Annotated in this window: 20 protein-coding genes; 4 read left to right on the forward strand and 16 right to left on the reverse strand. The window is 71.5% G+C overall.

All coding sequences use genetic code 11. From position 1 onward, the window contains the following. Nucleotides 1-56: 56 nt before the first annotated feature. Nucleotides 57-3,776 (reverse strand): AAA family ATPase, encoded by a 3,720-nt coding sequence (locus RWH43_RS15340; RefSeq protein ID WP_316001876.1) that lies wholly within the window; start codon nt 3,774-3,776, stop codon nt 57-59. A gap of 199 nt (nt 3,777-3,975) precedes the next feature. Here RWH43_RS15340 and RWH43_RS15345 point away from each other — a divergent pair, with 199 nt between their 5' ends. Next, nucleotides 3,976-4,527, forward strand: a complete 552-nt coding sequence (locus RWH43_RS15345) for a methylated-DNA--[protein]-cysteine S-methyltransferase (protein WP_144833977.1) — start codon at nt 3,976-3,978, stop codon at nt 4,525-4,527. Between the two features lie 138 nt (nt 4,528-4,665). On the opposite strand, the gene RWH43_RS15350 is transcribed toward RWH43_RS15345, so the two are convergent. Both RWH43_RS15350 and RWH43_RS15355 read right to left on the reverse strand, forming a co-directional pair. Next, entirely contained in the window at nt 4,666-6,282 is a 1,617-nt protein-coding gene (locus RWH43_RS15350; protein ID WP_186325541.1) for a monocarboxylic acid transporter, read from the reverse strand. After that, complete coding sequence (locus tag RWH43_RS15355) at nt 6,279-6,632, reverse strand: DUF485 domain-containing protein (protein ID WP_144833975.1); 354 nt, start codon at nt 6,630-6,632, stop codon at nt 6,279-6,281. The genes RWH43_RS15350 and RWH43_RS15355 overlap by 4 nt, the downstream gene beginning before the upstream one ends. A gap of 139 nt (nt 6,633-6,771) precedes the next feature. Here RWH43_RS15355 and RWH43_RS15360 point away from each other — a divergent pair, with 139 nt between their 5' ends. Together RWH43_RS15360 and RWH43_RS15365 are read left to right on the forward strand one after the other, a co-directional pair. After that, nucleotides 6,772-7,623, forward strand: coding sequence for a helix-turn-helix transcriptional regulator (locus tag RWH43_RS15360; protein ID WP_144833973.1), 852 nt, complete (start codon nt 6,772-6,774; stop codon nt 7,621-7,623). Nucleotides 7,624-7,736: 113 nt separating this feature from the next. Then, nucleotides 7,737-8,024 carry a Fe-S cluster assembly protein HesB gene (locus RWH43_RS15365; RefSeq protein ID WP_144833972.1) on the forward strand — a complete coding sequence of 96 codons (288 nt, stop codon included), beginning with the start codon at nt 7,737-7,739 and terminating at the stop codon, nt 8,022-8,024. A 262-nt stretch (nt 8,025-8,286) separates the two neighbouring features. Here RWH43_RS15365 and RWH43_RS15370 read toward each other — a convergent pair whose 3' ends face one another. The 7 genes from RWH43_RS15370 to paaA form a co-directional block, all read right to left on the reverse strand. Then, a complete protein-coding gene (locus RWH43_RS15370) occupies nt 8,287-9,024 on the reverse strand; it encodes a hypothetical protein (protein WP_316001877.1) in 738 nt (245 codons plus the stop codon). Nucleotides 9,025-9,094: 70 nt separating this feature from the next. Continuing rightward, nucleotides 9,095-9,865, reverse strand: a complete 771-nt coding sequence (locus tag RWH43_RS15375) for an enoyl-CoA hydratase/isomerase family protein (RefSeq protein WP_316001918.1) — start codon at nt 9,863-9,865, stop codon at nt 9,095-9,097. Nucleotides 9,866-9,870: 5 nt separating this feature from the next. Then, nucleotides 9,871-11,007, reverse strand: a complete 1,137-nt coding sequence (gene paaE / locus RWH43_RS15380) for a 1,2-phenylacetyl-CoA epoxidase subunit PaaE (RefSeq protein ID WP_316001878.1) — start codon at nt 11,005-11,007, stop codon at nt 9,871-9,873. After that, complete coding sequence (gene paaD, locus RWH43_RS15385) at nt 11,007-11,489, reverse strand: 1,2-phenylacetyl-CoA epoxidase subunit PaaD (RefSeq protein WP_316001879.1); 483 nt, start codon at nt 11,487-11,489, stop codon at nt 11,007-11,009. The genes paaE and paaD overlap by 1 nt, the downstream gene beginning before the upstream one ends. After that, entirely contained in the window at nt 11,486-12,313 is an 828-nt protein-coding gene (paaC, locus tag RWH43_RS15390; protein WP_316001880.1) for a 1,2-phenylacetyl-CoA epoxidase subunit PaaC, read from the reverse strand. The genes paaD and paaC overlap by 4 nt, the downstream gene beginning before the upstream one ends. A 146-nt stretch (nt 12,314-12,459) precedes the next feature. Next, nucleotides 12,460-12,765 carry a 1,2-phenylacetyl-CoA epoxidase subunit PaaB gene (paaB, locus tag RWH43_RS15395; RefSeq protein WP_055838158.1) on the reverse strand — a complete coding sequence of 102 codons (306 nt, stop codon included), beginning with the start codon at nt 12,763-12,765 and terminating at the stop codon, nt 12,460-12,462. After that, nucleotides 12,765-13,736, reverse strand: coding sequence for a 1,2-phenylacetyl-CoA epoxidase subunit PaaA (gene paaA / locus RWH43_RS15400; protein WP_230705378.1), 972 nt, complete (start codon nt 13,734-13,736; stop codon nt 12,765-12,767). Before paaA ends, paaB begins: the two co-directional genes overlap by 1 nt. Nucleotides 13,737-13,840: 104 nt before the next feature. Between paaA and RWH43_RS15405 the strand changes: the two genes are divergently transcribed. Continuing rightward, nucleotides 13,841-14,503 carry an HAD family hydrolase gene (locus RWH43_RS15405; RefSeq protein ID WP_316001881.1) on the forward strand — a complete coding sequence of 221 codons (663 nt, stop codon included), beginning with the start codon at nt 13,841-13,843 and terminating at the stop codon, nt 14,501-14,503. Nucleotides 14,504-14,950: 447 nt separating this feature from the next. Here RWH43_RS15405 and RWH43_RS15410 read toward each other — a convergent pair whose 3' ends face one another. From RWH43_RS15410 to RWH43_RS15435, 6 genes are all read right to left on the reverse strand, one after another. Beyond that, on the reverse strand, nt 14,951-16,261 hold the full coding sequence (locus RWH43_RS15410; protein WP_230705376.1) for an AMP-binding protein: 1,311 nt from the start codon (nt 16,259-16,261) through the stop codon (nt 14,951-14,953). Then, nucleotides 16,258-16,944, reverse strand: coding sequence for a hydroxyphenylacetyl-CoA thioesterase PaaI (gene paaI / locus RWH43_RS15415; RefSeq protein WP_316001882.1), 687 nt, complete (start codon nt 16,942-16,944; stop codon nt 16,258-16,260). Before paaI ends, RWH43_RS15410 begins: the two co-directional genes overlap by 4 nt. Further along, nucleotides 16,941-18,986 (reverse strand): phenylacetic acid degradation bifunctional protein PaaZ, encoded by a 2,046-nt coding sequence (gene paaZ, locus RWH43_RS15420; RefSeq protein ID WP_316001883.1) that lies wholly within the window; start codon nt 18,984-18,986, stop codon nt 16,941-16,943. The genes paaI and paaZ overlap by 4 nt, the downstream gene beginning before the upstream one ends. After that, nucleotides 18,986-19,885 (reverse strand): 3-hydroxyacyl-CoA dehydrogenase family protein, encoded by a 900-nt coding sequence (locus RWH43_RS15425; RefSeq protein ID WP_316001884.1) that lies wholly within the window; start codon nt 19,883-19,885, stop codon nt 18,986-18,988. The genes paaZ and RWH43_RS15425 overlap by 1 nt, the downstream gene beginning before the upstream one ends. Continuing rightward, on the reverse strand, nt 19,882-20,601 hold the full coding sequence (locus RWH43_RS15430; RefSeq protein WP_316001919.1) for an enoyl-CoA hydratase/isomerase family protein: 720 nt from the start codon (nt 20,599-20,601) through the stop codon (nt 19,882-19,884). The genes RWH43_RS15425 and RWH43_RS15430 overlap by 4 nt, the downstream gene beginning before the upstream one ends. A gap of 298 nt (nt 20,602-20,899) precedes the next feature. After that, nucleotides 20,900-22,090 (reverse strand): thiolase family protein, encoded by a 1,191-nt coding sequence (locus RWH43_RS15435; protein ID WP_154097503.1) that lies wholly within the window; start codon nt 22,088-22,090, stop codon nt 20,900-20,902. Nucleotides 22,091-22,187 lie beyond the last annotated feature (97 nt).

Genomic DNA, 22,187 nt, shown 5'->3' on the forward strand with positions numbered 1-22,187 from the left:
GACTCACCGCCGCAGCGCCGAAGCCGGTCTCGTCCGGATTCTCGGTCATCGCCGGCTCAGCCGGGCAGGTCGAGCTGTTCGGTGCTCGTGTCGGGACCCGCACCGTCGACGGGCGCGACACCGAGCAGCCCGGCGATGCGTGCGGCGACGCCCGCAGGGTCGCTGTAGAGGTCGAAGGCGTGCACGCGCACGTAGTGCCACCCGAGTCGCCGCAGAATCTGCGGGCGCAGACGCAGCGTCTCGCGCAGAGACTCGCCGATCGTCTCGGGGTCGCTCTCGGCGACGACGGCCTTGCCCTGGTAGCGCGCGACCAGCGGCAGCAGTCCGCGGTAGTCCACGTCGACCTCGACGCCGAGCTGCCGCAGCTCGCGCGCGAGCGCGCGGGTGAGGGGGTCGGCGAGGTCTTCGAGGCGGCTCTCGCGTCCGCGCGCGGCGACGTTGCCGAGGATGCCCATGAGCGTCGCGGCTCCGTGCTCGAGGCGTCCGTCGTCGAAGGCGGAGGGCCGGATCGACGACACGATCACCATCGAGCGACGAGCACGGGTCATACCGACCGTGAGCAGCCGCTCGCCGTCGGGCGTCGACAGGTCGCCGAAGTCGCTCAGCACGCGCCCGTGACGGGTCAGGCCGAAACCGAGCGAGAAGACGACGCGGTCGCGGCTCTCGGCCACCGACTCTTCGAGCGTGAGCACCGCGAAGGGCTCCGCCGCGTCGCGCGAGACGAACTCGGCGATGTCGGACCGCCCGGCCAGCGCCGCGACGACCGAGGCGCGCACGCGCTCGGCGTGCTTGCGGCTGGCGGTGACGACCATGAGCGACTCGGAGGCGCGGTTGACGGCGTGCTCGATCACGAGGGTCACCACGCGGGCGACCTCGGCGTCGGGGCTCTCGACCGCACCGCTGACCGGGTCGGGCGCGCCGACTCCGCCCTCGACGTAGTCGACGCTCAGGCTGCCTCGTCCGAGGTACGAACCCGCCCACGGCAGCGACACGATCTCGCCGCCGTAGAAGGCGTCGTTGACGAGCTGCGAGAGGTCTTCTCCCCCGGCTCGGTAGCTGCGGGTGAGGGTCTCGACCGGCAGCAGCTCGGCCACGCGCTCGAACACCGACCGGTCGTCGAACGGCACCTCGTCGCCTTCGACGCCGTCTTCGTCGTCGAGAGTGGGAGCGATCGCCGCGCTCACGCGGAACGGGGTCGGCTTCTGCACGACCGGGTCGCCGAAGAGCACCACCTGACGCGCCCGACGCAGGGCCGGAGTGGCCTCGGCGAGGCACAGGGCCGCGGCATCCGCGATGATCACGACATCGAAGGCCAGATCCCACGGCACGTCGGGCACCTCGTAGGGCGACGCCAACCACACCGGCGCGAGCGTGCGCAGCAGGGTGGGCGCGGCATCCGAGATCTCCTGCGCGGTGTGCAGGCCGTCTTTCAGCGCGTGCTTGAGGGCCGTGGCCTCGTCGGCATGATCGACGATGCCGATGCGCCACTGGGTCGCGAGCTGCGCCGCGAGAAGCGGACCCGCCGCCGCTGCGTGCGCCTCGTCGACGAGACGGAAGTCGCGCTCGAGACGGTCGACGACGCTGGTGTTCGCGCCGAGCAGGGCGCGATCGCTGCGCAGCAGGTGCTCGAGAGCCGACTGCCACCACGCGAACTCGAGCTCGGCGCCGACCCGCTCTTCGGGGACGTGGCGCACCGACAGCTCGACGAGGAGCTGCTCGAGGCCGAGGCGGGCGAGTTCGGAACGCAGCTGCGCGCGCTCGACGAGGTTGTCGAAGAACTCCGATTCGGCGGCGAGGCCCGCGAGCGTGCGCACCAGGCGCTGCACGGGAAGGGTCGCCAGACGCTCCGAGCCCTGTCGACCGAGGATCTGATCGAGCTCTCCGAGCAGGGCGTCGGTGCGCTGCCACGCCACGTGCACGTCGGCGAGGCCGAGGGGCACCTCGGGGGCGACGCCGGCCTCGACGAGGCGGTGCCACTCGGTGCGCTGCTGCTGGATGCGCATGAGCGCCTCGTACATGTCGGGCACGTGCACGCCCGGGCGCACGTACTCCTTCGACAGGCGCTTGAGGCGACGACGGTTCGGACCGCTCATCGCGGAGCCGTCGCGGCGCGGCGAGTGCGCGTCGATCAGTTCGCCGATGGGGCGCTCGAACACGCTGGGGCTGAAGCGGTCGAGCGACTCGCGGATGCCCTGCAGCAGTTTGAGGTACGAACCCAGCTCCGACACGGTCTGGAACGGGCGCATGCGCGTCTGCGCGATGAGCTCGTATCCGCGCTCGATGAGACGCGGCACGTCGGAGGAGTGGAGCTTGCCGGCCAGGTCGTGCGCGACCCGCGCGTCTTCGGTGCGGGTGAAGCTGACGCCGTACCAGGGAGAGTCGTCGGGGCCGAAGCGGAACTCGCCCAGTCGTGCGGCCATCGCCAGAGCCCGCGCGGCCGCGTCGCGGCGACCCGACAGACGCTCGAGCGTGGCCACGTCGAAGCGCGCCGCGGTCGAGGGAGGCGGAGAGACGGATGCCAGCTTGGTGAGCTCGCGCAGCACGTCGAGCGCCGAGACGCCCAGGGCCAGGTGCGGCTCGGTCACCGCCGAGCGGTAGTCGCGCAGCACGGTGCGCAGGCGCACCAGCGCGTCGTCGATCTCGGCGACCTTGGGCTGCTCGGCCTTCTCGTTGCGGCCGATCGCGCGGATGAGATCGCGGCGAACGTGGTGCGGCGAGACGGCGAGTCCGGTGAGACCGACGCCGGCGAGGCGGTGCCGGATGCCGTCGAGCGTCGACCGACGCGCACTGACGACGAGCACGCGCTTGTTGTCGTGCACGAGCTGGCCGATCGCGTTGATGACCGTCTGCGTGCCGCCCGTGCCGGGGAGCGTGTGGACCGCGAGGGAGTGGCCGGCGGAGATGCGCGCGAGGACGCGCTCCTGCTCGGCGTCGGCGTCGAGGAGGAGGGTGTCGGCGGCGGGCGCGCGCTCGTCGGGCCCGACGACGGCCGGCTCGGCGCGGCGCACGGTGATGCGCGCGCGGTCGTCGGCGTGACCGGCGAGGGCGTTCAACAGCGTGTCGTCGAGGTCGTGCGTGTCGCGCGCCATGCCCGAACCGACGTCGGCGAACGACGAGATGATCAGGCGGGGATGCACGACGAAGGTCGGCACGTGCGTCGTCAGGCGACGGATGTGGTCGATCACCGGCTGCGGCTTGAATACGCCCTGGTCGTAGGCGAGACCGGCGAGGGCCGCGCTGTCGATCTGGATGCCGAGGTGGGTGCGGAACGCACGCGCGAGCTCGGGGTTCATCACGAACGCGCCGTGCAGCTTGAGCTCGAAGTCGCCGTGGTGGCGGCGGATGGCGAGCGGACGCAGCAGCACGGGGGCCGACCACTCCACTCCCCCGATCTTCCACGCCGACAGGCCCACGGCCAGGTGCACGGGCTCGAGGCCGCGCGCGGTGCGCAGTTCGACGTTCTTGGCGGTGATGCGTTCTGCGGCCATCCGCGCCGTGCGCAGGGCGACCTCGTCGCGGAAGAGGTTGCTGAGCATGGTGGCGCGACCCGTGATGAACTGCGGGAGCGAGCCCGGGTGCGCCTTGGTGATGTCGATGCCGGCGTCGCGCGCGTCGTCGAACCGCAGCAGCGTCGAGCGCCCGCCGAGCACCGCGGCCTCGGCCCTGATGCGGTCGCGTTCGGGGTCGGCGACGTGACGAACGACGATGCCGGGTTCCGACAGTCGCAGCTCACCCGGATCGACGGACGTCGATTCGTCTCCGTCGGTACCGATCACGGTCCCGTCCTCAGCTCGCCACACACCTGCCAGACTAAGCCGGTCGATGCGGGATCCCGCGCAGCGGGGGCGAGTTTCGCGGGAATAGACGACACGCCGCGCGATCGGCGCTTCCTCCACAGGCGGCGAGTCGAGCGGATCGTCCCCATTCCCGGCATCCGCCGCAGCACGAGATCGACGCGGTCGTGAGGATGAGCGCATGAACAGAGTCACCAGCACCGATTACGACAGCCCGGTGGGGCCGGTCCTGCTCACGTTCGTCGACGACGCCCTCGTGCGCCTCGACGTCGCGCACGACGGTCTCGACCTCGCCCGCGAGAGCATCGCCCATCGACTGGGGGTCATGGCCGAGCCGGATTCCGCAGTGGGGGCGTCGCTCGTGGCGCAGCTCGATGAGTACTTCGACGGCGCGCGCCGGGAGTTCGACGTGCCGCTCGACTTCCGCCTCGTGCGCGGGTTCACCCGGGCGGCGCTCGAGGCGACGTGCGAGATCCCCTATGGCGAGGTGGCGTCGTACGGTGAGGTCGCGCGGATGGCCGGCGTCGATCGCGCCGCCCGCGCCGTGGGCACCGCGTGCGCGTCGAGCCCGTTCTCGATCGTCGTGCCGGTGCACCGCGTCGTGCGCTCCGATGGATCGATCGGCGAGTACGGCGGTCACCCCGAGGTGAAGCGGTTCCTGCTGACGCTGGAGGCCGAGGCGCTGCTGGGCGGGTCCCTCCCCGTCTCTGAGGCGGACCGCGCCTCCGTGTGAGCGCCTGGGCCTCTCCGATTCTCCCGAGGACGCGCCGTGGGAGGAGAGGGACGGATGCCGACGACCCCCGCCTCTGCGCGCGCCGACGCCCGGCCCCTCCGAAGCGAGGACCGGGCGCCGGGCGACCGCAGCGAGCCGCTAGTGGTTCGAGGCCTTCTCCGCTCCGAAGCCGGTGAGGGAGCGCACGTCCATCTCGGCGGCCTTGCGCCGATCCTCCGCGACGCGCGAGGTCACCGACCCGAGCCAGCCGAGGAAGAACCCGAGCGGGATCGAGACGATGCCCGGGTTGTTCAACGGCCAGATCGCCACTCCCGTGTTGACGAACACGCTCGTGGGGGTCCCCCAGAACACCGGCGAGAGGAAGATCAGCAGCAGAGCCGAGCCCAGCCCGCCGTACATGCTCCACACCGCACCACGCGTGGTGAACCGACGCCAGAACAGCGAGAAGAGGATCGTCGGCAGGTTCGCCGAAGCCGCGACGGCGAAGGCGAGGGCGACCAGGAAGGCCACGTTCTGCCCCTGCACGCCGATACCGCCCAGGATCGCGAGCACGCCGATCACGATCACCGTGCGCCGCGCCACCTTGACCTCTCCGTCGGGCGGGACGTCGCCCTTCTTGACGACGTTCGCGTAGATGTCGTGGGCGAACGACGCGGCCGCGGTGATCGTGAGACCCGCGACCACCGCCAGGATCGTCGCGAACGCGACCGCCGAGATGAAGCCGAGCAGCAGCGGACCGCCGAGCGCGAAGGCGAGGAGGGGGGCTGCGGCGTTGACGCCGCCGGGCGCCGCGAGGATGGCCTCCGAGCCCACGAGGGCACCCGCGCCGTAACCGAGCACGAGGGTGAGGATGTAGAAGAGGCCGATCAGCCAGATCGCCCACACCACCGAGCGACGGGCCTCCTTCGCGGTGGGCACCGTGTAGAAGCGCATCAGCACGTGCGGAAGACCCGCGGTGCCGAGTACGAGGGCGAGCGCGAGCGAGATGAAGTCCCACGGGTTCTTGCCGTACTGCAGACCCGGAGCCAATACGGCGTCACCCTTGGGCGAGGCGGCGACGGCGCTCTCGAGCAGGGTGTTGAGGCTGAAGCCGTTGATCGCGAGCACCCACACCGTCATGACGACCGCGCCGCCGATGAGCAGGAACGCCTTGACGATCTGCACCCACGTGGTGCCCTTCATGCCGCCGATGAGCACGTACACGATCATCAGGATGCCGACGACGGCCACGACGATCGACTGCCCCACCCGCTCGGTGATGCCGAGCAGCAACGACACCAGTCCGCCGGCGCCCGCCATCTGCGCGAGCAGATAGAAGAAGCACACCGCGAGGGTCGTGATGGCCGCGGCCATCCGCACCGGGCGCTCCTTGAGCCGGAACGACAGCACGTCGGCCATCGTGAACTTGCCGGTGTTGCGCATGAGCTCGGCCACGAGCAGCAGAGCCACCAGCCACGCCACCAGGAAGCCGATCGAGTAGAGGAAGCCGTCGTAGCCGTTGATCGCGATCGCCCCGACGATGCCGAGGAACGACGCCGCCGAGAGGTAGTCGCCCGCGATCGCGAAGCCGTTCTGCGGTCCCGTGAACGACCGGCCCGCCGCGTAGTAGTCGGCCGCCGTCTTGCTGTTGCGGCTGGCCCGGATCACGATGAACAGCGTCACGGCGACGAACGCACCGAAGATCGAGATGTTCAGCACCGGGTTGTTCTCGACCGTCTGCACGGCCGCATCGATGGAGGCGAGCACGTCGTTCACGAGCGACCCTCCTCAGCGCGCTCGAGCTCGGAGCGCAGCTGCTCGGCACCCGGGTCGAGGCGGCGGTTGGCGTACGCGACGTAGCCCATGGTGATGGCGAACGTGGTCACGAACTGGCCGAGCCCGAAGAGCAGCCCGACGGTGATGGCGCCGCTGACCGGCTGCGCCATGAACTCCGGCGCGAACGACGACAGCAGAACGTAGACGAAGTACCAGACGAGGAACGCCACCGCGAGCGGGAAGACGAAGCTGCGTTGCCGCCGCTTCAGCTCCCGGAACGGGGCGGACTCCTCGACCGCGATGTAGTCGACGCCGCTGGTGTGCGCGTCGTCGATCCGACGATCCGTCATGTGGCCTCCTTGCCTCATGCGTCCGGCGCAACGCTGCGCCGATCGGGGAAAAGTCCGGGTCGGCGTCAGCTTTCCCGGTGATACAGTCGACGCTACGAAACGCGGCGATGAAGCCGTCACCCCCGGAAGTAGGTAGTGCGTGGCTGCACCCTCCGCACTTCGAGACGATGCGACGCTCGTGTCGCACGCGGTCGTCGAACTCGCCCGACGCACGCATTTCCCCGTCGCCTTCGGCGGCCTCGAGCACGACGGCGCCGTGCACGTGTCGAGCATCGTCGGCGCCCGCACGCGCAGCATCGAGGGGCTCGTCGTGCACGCCTCGCGGGGTCTCGGCGGACGAGCGCTCGTCGAGCGACGCCCCCGCATGACGCTCGACTACCGCACCTCGCGCTCGATCACCCACGACTACGACCGCGCCATCCTCGGCGAGGGCATCGCGACCCTCTTCGCCGTGCCCGTGCTCGTGGGCGGCACCGCGCGCGGCGTGCTCTACTGCGGCTCGTGGGCCCAGGCGCCGGTCGGCGAGGTCGAAGCGCGCCCCGCGTTCGACGTCGCCGGAGAGCTCGGCACCGAACTGCGCGTGCGCGCCGAGGTCGAGCGCCGCCTGCAGTCGGCGCCCACCCCCGAGGGCGGGCTCAGCGCCGGAGCGCGGGAAGAGATCCGCGAGAGCTACGCCCAACTGCGCAGCATCGCCGCCACTGTCGGCGACGACAGCGTGCGCCGCCGCCTCGAAGACGTCGAGGGCCGGCTCGCCGCCCTCACCGGCGACACCCCCGTGACCACACCCGACCCCGACGTGCACCTCTCGCGCCGCGAGATCGACGTGCTCGCGTGCGCGGCGGTCGGGTCGACTAACGGCGAGATCGCGACCACCTTGCAGCTGCGCGAGACCACCGTGAAGTCGTACCTCGCCTCGGCGATGGCCAAGCTCGACGCCTCGACGCGGCACGCCGCGGTCACCCGCGCACGCCGCGCGGGACTGCTCCCCTGACGCCTGGACGGCCGGTGAGAAAGCCCTGGCAATGACCGTTTGAGGTTGAGAGCCGCGCGGATTCTCGGCATCGTGGCTGACTCCTGTCGTCGATCAGAGAAAGAGAGTCGCCCATGCTGACGCTCACCGAAGAGGCCACGACCGCCGTCAAGACCATCACCGCCCAGATCCCCGACGCCCCGCACAGCGGCATCCGGATCGAGGGCGCCGGTTCCCCCGAGTCGCAGTTCAAGCTGAGCGTCGTCGACGCCCCCGCCACCGGCGACGCCGTCGTCGAGAACGGCGGAGCGCGCGTCTTCCTCGACAGCGACGCCGCAGCGGTGCTCGACGACCGCGTGCTCGACGCGCAGGTCGACCCCGAGCAGGGCTCGGTGCAGTTCGCGGTGACCAACGCCGCCTGACGCGCTGACGCTTCCGATCGATGCCCCGGCCGCGCGCCGGGGCATCGTCGTGTGCGGGGGTATCCCGTCGAGGTGCTCTTACGTTCGGCGGATCCGTCCCGGGGCCGCGAGTGTCCCCAGAGTGCCCGAGACTGCAACTCGCTGACATCCCCGCGTCAGGCTGCAACGGAGTTGTCGGCGAGATGAAGTCTCGCGATGCGTGCGGGCCGCGAGCGGCGCAGGGCGCGGCGATCGCACGAGAAACGGGGCGGATGCCGTTACCTCAGCCCCGGAAGACCACGACCTCGTCGTTCGGGGCGTCGTAGACGAACTGCAGGGCGGTGCCGGGAGGCAGATCGGTCGCCCGGATCTCGGCGGAGTCCTCGGTGAGCTGCAGCACTCCCTCGGCCGGGAAGATCCCCGCTCCGCACGAATCCAGGAACAGGCGCCCGTCGTAGGAGAATCCACCGTTGGAGACCTCGAGCAGCTCGGGCTGCCACACCGTCATGCATCGGGCTGCGTTCTCGTCGGCCTCGAACGGGGCATAGGTGATGACGCGAAAGCCCTCGAACTCTTCGTATGCCGTCACCGCGCTCGTGACGCCCCGTGTCAACGATGCCGGAACGTCGAAGTCCGGATCGGCGGCGAGACGCGCGATCTGCGTCGCCCCGACCTGCAGCGGGTCGGTTTGCACGCGCTGCACCAGCACGAGCGCCGTCGCCGCGCACACGACGACCAGGGCGGCCGCGGTCAGCAGGATCGTCGTGGAATGCCGCAGGCGCGGCATCCGGAACCTCCGACGCGGCGGGTCGGATGCCACGGGCGGCTCCCCCGCATCGCTCGGCCCGCTCGGCTCGTCGGCGGCCTCCGGCACGGGCGGAGCGGGGTCGTCGGCGACGTCGCGGCTTTCGAGTTCGATGAGTCGGCGCAGCGCCGCCGGGTCGGCGGAGATGTCCGCCCCGGGGGCGTAGGCCCGTCGGCGGAGGGCGGAGAGTTCGTCATCATCGTCGATGCGCGGCATGGTCCGATTCAATCAGCGATGCCGCCGCGGCCCGCGGACGATTCGCGCACGCGGGGGTCGGATCGCGTGCTCAGCGGCCGGTGAACTCCGGTCGACGCTTCGCCTGGAACGCGGCGAACCCCTCGCGGTAGTCCGCCGTGGCGGCCAGGGCGGCCTGCGCGCGGTTCTCCAGGGCCATCGCCTCCCACAGCCCGAGGCGCTCGTCGCGCACCGCCGCCACGATGCGCTTGCTCGCGCGGAACGCCGCCGTCGGACCCGCCGCCGCCGTACGGGCGGCCAGCGCCGTGGCATCCGTCACCTCGTCGGCCGGGAAGACCCGGGAGAACAGCCCCGCGCGCACCGCCTCGTCGCCCGACATCAGGCGCCCGGTGTAGATGAGGTCGAGGGTCGCATGGATGCCGAGGCGCTCGGCGAACAGCGCATGACCGCCCGAGTCGAGGGTCGCCCCGAGGGCGGCGAAGGGCGAGCCGAGCTTGGCGGTGTCGGCGACGTAGACGACGTCGGTGGCGATCAGCAGGCCGACTCCCACGCCGAGGCACGCGCCGTGCGCGACGGCGAAGGTCGGTGCGGGGAACATCGCCATGCGTCGCAGCAGCGGGGTGAGCGTGTCGTCGAGGTAACCGGCGACGTCGTCGGTCGCGGGATCGACGCCCGAAATGTCGCGGCCGGCGCAGAACGACGGTCCCTCTCCGCGCAGCAGCACGGCGCGGGCGCCGTCGGCCTCGGCGCGGTCGTACGCGGCGGCGAGCTCGTGCAGGTCGTCGAGTCCGAGGGCGTTGCGCCGAGCAGGCGCGTTCAGCACGATCTCGGCGACGCCCTCGTCGAAGCGGTAGTCGATCATCGCGCTCACCCGTCGTAGTCGACGCGGACGGCGTCGGTGCTCGGGTGCGACTGACAGGTGAGCACGTACCCGCGTTCGATCTCATCGGGCTCGAGGGCGTAGTTCTCGGTCATCGACACGGCGCCCTCGATCACGCGGGCGCGACAGGTTCCGCACACGCCTCCCGCGCACGCGAACGGCACGTCGGGTCGGACGCGCAGTGCTGCGGCGAGGATCGTCTCGTTCGCGGCGACCGGGCTGTCGACCGAAGCCGACTGCCCGTCGAGCGTGAAGTCGATGCGGCGGACCGGTTCGTCCTGGCGCACGCGCACCAGGCGTGCTCCCCCGGTCTGCGCGGGGGCATCGCCCTCGCCCGCGGTGAACAGCTCGAAGCGCACGCGCTCGCGCGGCACGCCGACCTCGGCGAGCACCTGTCGGCACAGCTCGACGAGGGCGAACGGCCCGCACAGGAACCACTCCTCGACGGATGCCGGATCGATGAGGCGCGAGAGGATCAGCCGCAGCCGCTCGTCGTCGATGCGCCCCGAGAACACCGGCGCCGCGCGCTGCTCGCGAGACAGCACGTGGTGCAGCGTGAGGCGCGACGGGTAGCGGTCCTTGAGGTCGGCGAGTTCGTCGACGAACATCACGTCGGTCGACGACCGGTTGGCGTAGACGATGGTCATGCGACTGTCGGCGGACCGCTCGAGCACGTCGGCGGCGAGCGCCATGATCGGCGTGATGCCCGAGCCTGCGGCGATCGCGACGACGTGGCCCGTCGCGGTCGAGGCCTTCGAAACGAAGGTGCCCTGGGGGCTCATCACGTCGACCTCGTCGCCGGGGCGCAGGCCCTCGTGCGCCCACGTCGAGAAGCGCCCGTCGGGGTCGCGCTTGATGCCCACGCTGATCGAGCCGCGCGCCGGCGGTCGGCAGATCGAGTACGAGCGGCGCAGCTCCTCGCCGTCGACACGGGCACGGAGCGCGACGTACTGCCCGGGCGCGTAGTCGAACGCGTCAGCGAGGTCGTCGGGCACCGCGAAGGTCACCTCGATCGCGGTCGGGGTGAGCGGGCGCACGTCGGCGACACGCAGGGTGTGGAAGCGGGCGCGGGCGCGCGGGGTTCCGGGAGTGGCTGCCGGGTTCACGGCATCCGTCATCGTCATCAGAGGGCCTTGAAGTGATCGAAGGGCTCGAGGCACGCGCGGCACTCCCAGTGCGACTTGCACGAGGTGGAGCCGAAGCGCGAGACCTCGCGGGTGTTCAACGAACCGCAGCGGGGGCACGCGACGCTGAGCGTCACGCGGATGGGTCCCGCGGGCGCGCGGCCGGTCGGCGGGGCGATGCCGTACTCGGTGAGCTTGCGCTTGCCGTCGTCGCTCATCCAGTCGGTCGTCCACGCGGGGGTGAGCGTCGTCTTCACCACCGCGTTGTCGAAGCCGGCCGCGGTGAGCGCGAGCACGATGTCATCGCGGATCGCGTCGACCGCGGGGCAGCCCGAGTAGGTCGGGGTGATCGTGACGGTCACCGTGTCGCCGTCGAGGCGCACGTCGCGGAGCACGCCGAGGTCGTCGATCGTGAGCACCGGCACCTCGGGGTCGACGACGGCCGCGACGACCTCCCGCGCGTGCTCGAGGGCCGCGGTCACCACGTCGCCCCCGGATGCCGGCGGGCCAGCACCTGCATCTCGGCGAGCAACGGCCCGAACGAGGGGTGGTGGGCGCCGCGACGACCCCCCGCGGAGGAGCCAGGAATCGAGGGGACGGGCACGTCCTCTTCGGCCAGGACGACGGCGAGCACGTCGTCGACGCGACCGCGCAGCGACGACGGGCGCACCGCGATCGCCTCGAGACGGTCGTGCAGCGGCTCGTCGCGGAACAGCTCGTCGAGATAGGGCCACACGTCGTCGAGGGCGACGAGGAAGCGCTGACGCGACTCGTCGGTGCCGCCGGCGAGACGCAGCGTCCACTGCACCGCGTGGTCGCGGTGGTAGTCCACCTCTTTCTCGGCCTTCGCCGCGACGGCGGAGATCACCGGATCGGCGGATGCCGCGAGGTCGCGGTACAGCTCGAGCAGATACGCGGATGCCAGGAGCTGACGGGCGATCGTGTGCGCGAAGTCGCCGTTCGGGAGCTCGAACAGCCAGACGCTGCGGAACTCGGGCTCGTCGCGCCAGTAGGCGAGGTCGTCTTCGCTGCGGCCGTCGTACGACCCCGCGTAACGCAGCAGCGAGCGGGCGTGACCGAGCAGGTCGAGGGCGATGTTGCCGAGGGCGACGTCTTCCTCGAGCTCGGGGGCACGGGCGATCCAGCCGCAGAGGTTCTGCGACAGGATCAGGGCGTCGTCGCCGAGGCGCAGGGCGTAGGCGGCGACGTCGGGGTCGGTCGCGCGGTCTTCTCCCCCGGCCAACTCGGCCGAGAGCTCGCGCACGTCGAGCGAGACGTCGCCGTGCGGGTCGTGGGCGTCGCTCACCGCAGGTCCCTGAGCCTGTCGAAGGGACCGGTCCCCCGCGTCGGGCTCAGCCACCGTCGCCGCATCAGGTCCCTGAGCCTGTCGAAGGGACCGGTCTCCCGCGATCGCCTCCGCCGCCGGCGCTGCGCCGTGATCGGTCGAGGTGCTCACAGGTGCGGCACCCCCTCTGACGCGGTGTAGTACACCGCGTGCCGGTAGTTCTTGCCCGCGGGCGACTCGAAGAACGCGCCCTTGGCTCCCGGGTCGCTCGTGGTCACGGCATCCGAGGGCACGACCCACACCGAGACGCCCTCGCCGCGACGGGTGTAGAGGTCGCGGGCGTTGCGCACCGCGAGCTCGGCGTCGGGCGCGTGGAGGGAGCCGACGTGCACATGGCTCAGACCGCGGTTCGCGCGCACGAAGACCTCCCACAGGGGCCAGGTCTCGGCGGGGCTGCCGCCGGGGGTGGCCATCAGGCGGCCGCCGTCTCGGTGCGGGCGGCGCTCTTCTTGGCGGCATACGCCGCCGCGGCCTCTCGCACCCACGCACCCTCTTCGTGCGCGGCGCGACGGTTCTGCAGGCGCTGGCGGTTGAGCGGTCCCCGACCCGCGAGAACCTCCTGGAACTCGGTCCAGTCGATCTCGCCCATGTCGTACTGGCCCGTCTCGTCGTTGAAGCGCAGCTCGGGGTCGGGCAGGGTCACGCCCAGCACCGCGGCCTGCGGCACGAGCATCGAGACGAAGCGCTGGCGCAGGTCGTCGTTGCTGAAGCGCTTGATGTTCCACGCCATCGACTGCGCCGAGTTGGGCGAGTCGTCATCGGGGGGTCCGAACATCATCAGGCTCGGCCAGTACCACCGGTCCACGGCATCCTGAGCCATCTTCCGCTGCTCGTCGGTGCCCTGCATGAGCGTCAGCAGGATCTCGAACCCCTGGCGCTGGTGGAACGACTCCTCCTTGCAGATGCGCACCATCGCGCGGCCGTAGGGTCCGTAGGACGCACGGCACAGAGGCACCTGGTTGCAGATCGCGGCGCCGTCGACGAGCCAGCCGATCGCGCCCATGTCGGCCCACGTCGGGGTCGGGTAGTTGAAGATCGACGAGTACCGCGCCGTGCCGTCGACCAGCTGCTGCGTCATCTCGTCGCGCGTGATGCCGAGCGTCTGCGCGGCGGAGTACAGGTACAGACCGTGCCCGGCCTCGTCCTGCACCTTCGCGAGCAGGATCGACTTGCGCTTGAGGCTCGGGGCCCGGGTGATCCACGCCCCCTCGGGCTGCATGCCGATGATCTCGGAGTGCGCGTGCTGCGAGATCTGGCGGATGAGCGTGCGCCGGTAGCCGTCGGGCATCCAGTCGCGCGGCTCGATGCGTCCGTCGGCCTCGATCAGGGCGTCGAACATCGCCTCGCCGTCGAGGGCCTCCGTCGTGGGGGCGGTCATCGTCATCGTCGACTCCTTTTACAGACCGATCGTTCAGTAAAAGTGTAGCCGGGGTGCGCATAAGCCGCAACGGCCGTGACCCTCGATCTCCGACCGGATGGAGTGGGGTCATGGCCGACACTGCGATCTTCGACGTCGACGGCACCCTCGTCGACACCAACTACCAGCACGCACTCGCGTGGTACCGCGCGTTCCGGCGCTTCGACCTCGTCCTGCCGGTCTGGCGGATTCACCGCTCGATCGGCAAGGGCGGCGACCAGCTCGTCCCCGCACTCGTGGGCGACGCCGTCGAGCGCGAGCACGGCGATGCCCTGCGCGATGCCTGGAGCCAGGAGATCTCCCCCATGATCGACGAGGTCCGCCCGTTCGACGGCGCGCACGACCTGCTGCTGGCCGTCAAAGAGCGGGGCTTCCGCGTCGTGCTGGCGAGCTCGGGCAAGAAGGACCACGTCGAGCACTTCCTCGATCTGCTCGACGCGCGCGAGCTCGCGGACGCGTGGACGACGTCCGACGACGTGGAGGCCAGCAAGCCCGCGCCGGATCTGGTGCAGACCGCGCTCGCGCGCGTCTCGGGCGCCCACGGCGTCATGATCGGCGACTCCCCCTGGGATGCGATCGCCGCCTCGAAGGCATCCGTCCCCACGATCGCGGTACGAACCGGCGGCTTCTCGCGGGAAGAGCTGACGGATGCCGGGGCCGAGAGCGTCTTCGACAGCCTCCGCGACCTGATCGCCGGTCTCGACGACACGCCCCTCGCGCGCGCGGGGGCCTGAGGCGCCACGCGGCCCCCGCCGCATCGGCGAAACCGCACGCGGTCGTCGAGGACGCACCCGATTGAAGCCCGACGGGTGCGTCCTCGACGAAGCGGTGCGTCCTCGACGCGCGGGCGCGAGGCCCCTTCGTCGAGCCGCGTCGGGGAGGCCGCATCGCGGGCCGGGCCACACCGCGGGCCGGGCCACACCGCGGGCCGGGCCACACCGCGGGCGAGGCCGCATCGCGGGCCGGGCCACACCGCGGGCCGGGCCACACCGCGGGCCGGGCCACACCGCGGGCCGGGCCACACCGCGGGCCGGGCCGCAACGCAGGAGAACCGGCGGCGCGGCGAACCCGATCCCCTCAATCCGGCGGGCGACTCGGGCGGGGCCTCCCCGATTTCCTGCGTTGTGCGCGAGAGGCGCGGCGCATCCCGCCCGACCCGCCCGGCCGGCGCGCCCCGGCCCTCAGCGCAGGTCGTACACCCGCTTGTACTTGCCCTCGCTGCGGGGCAGCACGCCCGGTTCCTCGACGCGCACGCCGACGGTCGTGCCGATCAGCACCTTGATGCGCTGCTGCAGCACGACGCCGGCGGCCTCGCACACCTCGCGGTCGAGGGCCGGATGCCGCTCGATGCGCACGGTCATGGCATCCATTCGTCCTTCTCGACGCAGCTCGAGCACGAAGTGCGGAGTGAGCTTCTCGATGCCCAGCACGATCTCCTCGATCTGCGTCGGGAAGAGGTTCACACCGCGCAGGATGATCATGTCGTCGTTGCGGCCGGTGATCTTCTCGATGCGCCGCATCGCCGGGAACGCCGAGCCGGGCTGCAGCCGGGTGAGGTCGCGGGTGCGGTAGCGGATGACCGGGAACGCCTCTTTCGTGAGCGAGGTGAACACCAGCTCGCCCAGCTCGCCGTCGCCGACGGGCTCTCCGCTCTCGCCGTCGATCGTCTCGGGGAGGAAGTGGTCTTCCCAGATGTGCGGACCGTCCTTGGTGAGGGCGCTCTCGGATGCCACGCCCGGGCCCATCACCTCGCTCAGGCCGTAGATGTCGACCGCGACGAGGTCGAGGCGACGCTCGATCTCGTGGCGCATCTCGTTCGTCCACGGCTCCGCGCCGAGCACCGCGACCTTCAGCGAGGTCGAGCGCGGGTCGACGCCGGACGCCTCGAGGGCGTCGGCGATCGTCAGGAGGTAGCTGGGCGTGCACAGGATGGCATCCGGCTCGAAGTCCTGGATGAGCTGCGCCTGTCGCGCGGTCTGCCCGCCCGACATCGGGATCACGGTCGCGCCGAGGCGCTCGATGCCCGCGTGGGCTCCGAGGCCGCCGGTGAACAGGCCGTAGCCGTAGGCGTTGTGCACGCGATCCCCGGCACGGATGCCGGCGGCGCTCAGCGAACGCGCGACGAGATCGGCCCACCGGTCGAGGTCACCCGCGGTGTAGCCGACGACGGTGGGGCGCCCGGTCGTGCCCGACGAGGCGTGGATGCGGCGGACGTCGGCCATCGGCACCGCGAACATGCCGAAGGGGTAGGTCTCGCGCAGATCGGCCTTGGTCGTGAAGGGCAGCAGGCGGATGTCGTCGAGGCTGCGGATGTCGTCGGGGCCGACCCCGGCCTCGTCGAACTTCCGTCGATAGAGCGCGACGTTCTCGTAGGCGTGGCGCACGGTCCACTGCAGCCGCTCGAGCTGCAGAGCGCGCAGGCTCTCGAGCGGGATCGCGGTCGGATCGACGGATGCCAGGAAGTCGGGGCGCGATGCGGCGGTCAGGGTCATCGGGACACCTCCGTGGTCGTGAGCGCCTCGTCGCGCTCGGGGGCGGGGTCGTGCAGTGCGCGGGGGCCGGGGGCTTCGACAGGCTCAGCCACCGGCGCCGCCTCGCTCCCGCGCGAAACCGAGGTCCCTGAGCCTGTCGAAGGGACCGGGCCACGCTGAACGCCCGCGGCTTCGACAGGCTCAGCCATCGGCGCCGCCTCGCTCCCGCGCGAAACCGAGGTCCCTGAGCCTGTCGAAGGGACCGGGCCACGCTGAACGCCCGCGGCGTCGACAGGCTCAGCCATCGGCGCCGGCGGCCGGCGATCCGTCGTGATGCTGCGGCCGCGCACCTCGGCGACGAGGTCGCCCGTCTCATCGGTCACGCGGATGTCGTACAGGCCCGTGCGCCCGCTGCGCGCGCGGCGGGCGGCGGTCGCGGTGAGCGTCTGCCCCGCGGTGGTCGACTTCAAGAACGTAATGTCAGCGCCACCGGCGACCGTGACCCGCTCGTCTTCGTTGCACGCGATCGCGAACGCGGTGTCGGCGAGGGTGAAGACGAGCCCGCCGTGGGTGATGGCGAAACCGTTGAGCATGTCGTCGCGCACGGTCATCGACACGCGGGACTCCCCTGGCGCGTCGTGCTCGACGACCATGCCGAGCATGCGGGAGGCGTTGTCGTTGCGCATCATCGGCCGCAGGGTCATGCCGGCACCGCCACGGGAGCCCACGTCTTGGCCACGAGCGTGAGCACGTCGTACTGCGCGACGATCTCGTCGTTCTGGTTGCGGATCACGGCATCCCACCGCACCTCGCCGTACTCGTCGGTCTCGCGCGGGGTGATCTGCTTCGCCGTCAGGGCGACGCGGATGCGATCCCCGGGTGAGACCGGGGTGACGAAACGCAGGTTCTCGAGCCCCGAGTTGGCGAGCACCGGGCCGGGTGCCGGGTCGACGAAGAGCCCTGCCGCCCACGACACGAGCAGGTAGCCGTGCGCGACGCGCCCCGGGAAGAAGGGGTTCGCCGCGGCCGACTCCTCGTCCATGTGGGCGTAGAACGTGTCGCCGGTGAAGTTCGCGAACACCTCGATGTCGTCGAGGGTGACTTCGCGTTCGGCCGATTCGACGGCATCCCCGATTCGAAGGTCCGAGAGGGGCTTGCGAAACGGATGCGTCCCGGCGGAGTCGGTCTCGGCTCCCGGATGCCATACCCCGGTCAACGCGGTGAGCATGCGGGGAGAGCCCTGGATCGCGGTGCGCTGCATGGAGTGGAGCACCGAGCGGATGCCGCCGAGCTCCTCGCCGCCGCCGGCACGACCGGGTCCGCCGTGCACGAGGTGCGGCACGGGGGCGCCGTGTCCGGTCGAGGTGCGGGCGTCGTCGCGGTCGAGGAAGAGCACGCGGCCGTTCATCGCGCCCATGCGGGTGAGCAGCTCGGTCGCGACGTCGGGGTCGTGGGTGGCGACGCTCGTGACGAGCGAGCCCCCACCGCGGCCCACGATGGTCGCGGCTTCGGCGACGTCGGCGTACTCGACGATGCTCGCAACCGGGCCGAACGCCTCGATGTCGTTGACGGCCGGGGTCGCGGCATCCGCGAAGGCGAGCAGCATCGGCTGCAGGAACGCGCCGTCGGCGGGAGCTCCCTCGGGCGCCTCCGTGGCTCCCACCACGAAGCGCCCACCGGCATCGGTCAGGGCGCGAACCTGGCGCAGCACCTCGTCGCGCTGCTCGAGGGACACGACCGGTCCCATCGTCACGCCCTCGGCGCGCGGGTCGCCGATGACCACGCGCTCGGCGATCTTGTCGCGCAGGGCCTGGGCCACGGCATCCGTCATGCCCGTCGGCACGATCGCGCGGCGGATCGCAGTGCACTTCTGACCCGCCTTGGTCGTGAGCTCGACGAGCAGTTGCTTGACGTACGCGTCGAACTCGGGGGTGCCGGGGGTGGCGTCGGGGCCGAGGATCGAGGCGTTGATCGAGTCGGTCTCGCTCGTGAACCGCACGCCGGGCTTCGCCTGGGCGCGCAGGCGCTCGGCGGTCGAGGCGCTGCCGGTGAATCCGACCGTGTCGCCGAGATCGAGCAGGTCGAACAGGCCCGGGACGCTCCCGCTCACCAGCTGCAGCGAGCCCTCGGGCAGCAGACCGGTCTCGACGACCATGCGCACCCACGCCTCGGCGACGTACGCCGTCGGGGTCGCGGGCTTGACGATCGTGGGGAGCCCGGCGAGGAACGCCGGCGCGAACTTCTCGAGAGCACCCCACATCGGGAAGTTGAAGGCGTTGATCTGCACCGCGACGCCCGGCAGGCGCGTGTAGACGTGCCGGCCGAGGAAAGAGCCGTCCTTCGACAGGGACTCGATCGGTCCGTCGAGCACGACCTTCCCGGCGGGCAGCTCGCGCCGCGCCTTCGACGAGAAGGTGAACAGCACGCCGATGCCGCCGTCGATGTCGCTGAGCGAGTCTCGGCGGGTCGAGCCGGAGCGCTCCGAGAGCGTGTACAGCTCTTCGCGGCGCTCGTTCAGCGCGATCGCGAGGTCCTTCAGCACCATCGCGCGCTGGTGGAAGGTCAGCGCGCCGAGGCTCTTCTGCCCCGTCTCGCGTGCGAAGGCGACGGCTCCCGCGAGATCGAGCCCGTGCGTGCTGACGCGCACGATCTCATCGCCCGTCGAGGCGTCGCGCACGATCGCCGCGTCGGGGTCGCCGTCGGGGGCCCACCAGGCGCCGTTCACGTAGCTGGGGAGGAAGGTCATCAGGCGCTCCATTCGTAGAATCCACGACCGGTTTTGCGGCCCAGGTGCCCCCGGGCGACGAGGTCGCGCAGCAAAGCGGGCGGGGTGAAGCGTGCGCCGAACGCGCGCTCGAGTTCTTCGGCGATGCCCAGACGCACGTCGAGCCCGACGATGTCGGTGGTGCGCAGGGGCCCCATCGGATGCCGGTAGCCCAGCTCCATCGCCGTGTCGATGTCGTGGGCGGTGGCGACGCCCTCCTCGAGCATGCGGATCGCCTCGAGCCCGAGCGCGACCCCCAGACGGCTCGACGCGAAGCCCGGCGCATCGCGCACGACGACGGCGGTCTTGCCGATCGCCTCGACCCACTGCGTCGCCCGCGTGACCACCGCGGCGGCGGTGCGCTCGCCGGTCACCACCTCGACGAGGGCCGAGGCGGGTACGGGGTTGAAGAAGTGCAGCCCGAGGAACCGGTCGGGCCGGGCGAGCGAAGCGGCGAGCGCGTCGATCGAGATGGAGGAGGTGTTGGATGCCACGACCGCGTCGTCCTGCACAGCCCCCTCGATCCGCGCGAGGGCGTCAAGTTTGAGGGCGCGATCCTCGGGCACGGCCTCGATCACGAGGCCCGCCTCGGCGAACGCGGCGGTATCGAGGCCGGTGGTGAGGGTGTCGGCATCCGGGATCTGCGTTCCGCGCTCGGCCGAGCGGGTCAGGGCGGTCTCGACGCGCTCACGGGCCTGGGCGGCGGCGGCCTCGTCGCGCTCGACGACGTGCACGCGGGCTCCGGCGAGCAGGAACGCGTGCGCGATGCCGGCACCCATGCGGCCTCCGCCGAGCACGCCGACGACGGCGGGGACGGATGCCGTGGCTCCGGCGGGCGCGGCGGCGGCACGGGTGCGAGACGTGGTCTCGGGAAGGGTCACTTCTTCTTCCTCTCGAGGAACGCGGTCATGCGGGCGCGCTTGTCGGCGCTGTCGAAGAGCTCGGCCTGCAGCTCGCCGTCGATCGCGGGGTGGTCGGCGCGGGGCGCGAGCAGCGCGCGCTTGGTGAGGATCGTCGCGCGTACGGCGTTCGCCGCGATGCGGTCGGCGACTGCGTGCGCGGCGGGCAGCAGCTCGTCGGGCTCGTGGACGCTCGACAGCAGCCCCCAGGAGAGGGCCTCGTCGGCGTCGATGACGCGCGCGGTGAGCAGCAGCTCGCTCGCGCGGGCGTGGCCGACGATCTCGGGCAGACGCCACGACGCACCGGCGGCGGCGATGATGCCGAGGCCCGGCTCGGGGTTGCCGAAGCGCACGCGAGGGGTGCCGAGGCGGATGTCGGCCGCGTACGCGAGTTCGGCTCCCCCGCCGAGAGCGAAGCCGTCGACCGCGGCGATCACGGGCATCGGGAGGTGCCGGATGCGATCGAACACGGTCGCATTGATGCCGCGTCGCGCGTCGTCTCCCGTGCGCTCGCGCAGCTGGGCGATGTCGGCACCCGCGGCGAAGATCCCGTCCGCGCCGGTGACGATCAGGGTGCGCGGGTTCGCCTCGAGCTCGGCGCACAGGGCGTGCAGCTCGTCGACCATGGCCTGGTCGATCGCGTTGCGCACCTCGGGGCGGTCGAGGGTCGCGACGACGCGGTCGTCGGCGGTCTCGATGCGGAGGCGCGCTGACCCCGGCGCGCCGGTGGCTGAGCCGCGTGCGCCGGTGGCTGAGCCTGTCGAAGCCCCCGGCCCCCGGGCTTCGCGGGTACCGGTCCCTTCGACAGGCTCAGGGACCTGGGTGGGCTCAGGGACCTGGGTGGGCTCAGGGGCCGGCGTGACGGAGGTGGCTGAACCCGGCGCGCCGGTGGCTGAGCCTGTCGAAGCCCCCGGCCCCCGGGCTTCGCGGGTACCGGTCCCTTCGACAGGCTCAGGGACCTGGGTGGGCTCAGGGACCTGGGCCGACGTGCGCGGCTCAGCCATCGATCCGCTCCACGATCATCGCGGTGCCCTGGCCGACGCCGACGCACATCGTCGCGAGGCCGTACCGCGCGCTCTCGCGTTCGAGGCGCCCGAGCAGCGTCACGATGAGCCGCGAGCCGCTCGAGCCCAGCGGATGCCCGAGCGCGATCGCCCCGCCGTCGGCGTTGACGATCTCGGGGTCGAGTCCGAGGCGCCGCACGCACGCGAGTGACTGCGAGGCGAACGCCTCATTGAGTTCGACGGCGTCGAGGTCGGATGCCGACAGCCCGGCCTTCGCGAGAGCCTTCTCGGTCGCCGGCACGGGGCCGAGCCCCATGACCTCGGGAGCGAGAGCCGCGGCGGCGTGCGCAACGATCCGCGCGCGCGGCCGGAGTCCGTACCGCTCGACGGCGGCGGCGCTTGCGACCACGAGGGCCGAGGCCCCGTCGTTGAGCGAGCTGGAGTTGCCCGCGGTGACGACCTCGCCGTCTTTCACGACCGGCTTGAGCCGCGCGAGCGCCTCGATCGAGGTGTCGCGGCGCGGCCCTTCATCGGTGTCGACGATGCCTCGACCGGTGTCGACGGCGACGATCTCGTCGGCGAAACGACCGGCATCCTGGGCGGCGATCGCGCGCTCGTGGCTGCGCAGGGCGAAGGCGTCGGCATCCGCCCGCGAGATCCCCTCGAGGCGAGCGACCTCTTCGGCCGTCTCGGGCATCGAGAACGTGGCCTTCTCGCGCGCGACGAGACGCGGGTTGGTGAAACGCCAGCCGATCGATGTGTCGAAGGACGCCCCGGGCTTCGCCCACGCCTTCTCGGGCTTCGCCTGCACCCAGGGCGCGCGGGTCATCGACTCGACGCCGCCGGCCACGACGAGGTCGGCGTCCCCCGCGCGCACGGCCTGCGCGGCGAGCGCGATCGCGCTCATGCCCGAGGCGCAGAGGCGGTTGACGGTGAGACCGGGAATGCTGTCGGGCAGCCCCGCGAGCAGCACGGCCATGCGGGCGACGTTGCGGTTGTCCTCCCCGGCCTGGTTGGCGGCACCGAGGATCACTTCGTCGATCGCCTCGCCGGGAACGCCCGCGCGGACCACCGCCTCGGCGACGACGAGGGCCGCGAGATCGTCGGGACGAACGGAGGCCAGAGCCCCGCCGTACCGCCCGACCGGGGTGCGCGCACCGCCGATGAGAAACGCGTCCGCCATCGTCTTCCTCTCCCCCGCCGACTCTGGCGGGGCCCGTCCACCTCACCTGCGAGGTTTTCCGACCGATCGTTCAGTAATCATGCCACGACGGAGCGGG

It is taken from the genome of Microbacterium algihabitans, from assembly GCF_032464975.1.
Lineage (GTDB): Bacteria > Actinomycetota > Actinomycetes > Actinomycetales > Microbacteriaceae > Microbacterium > Microbacterium algihabitans.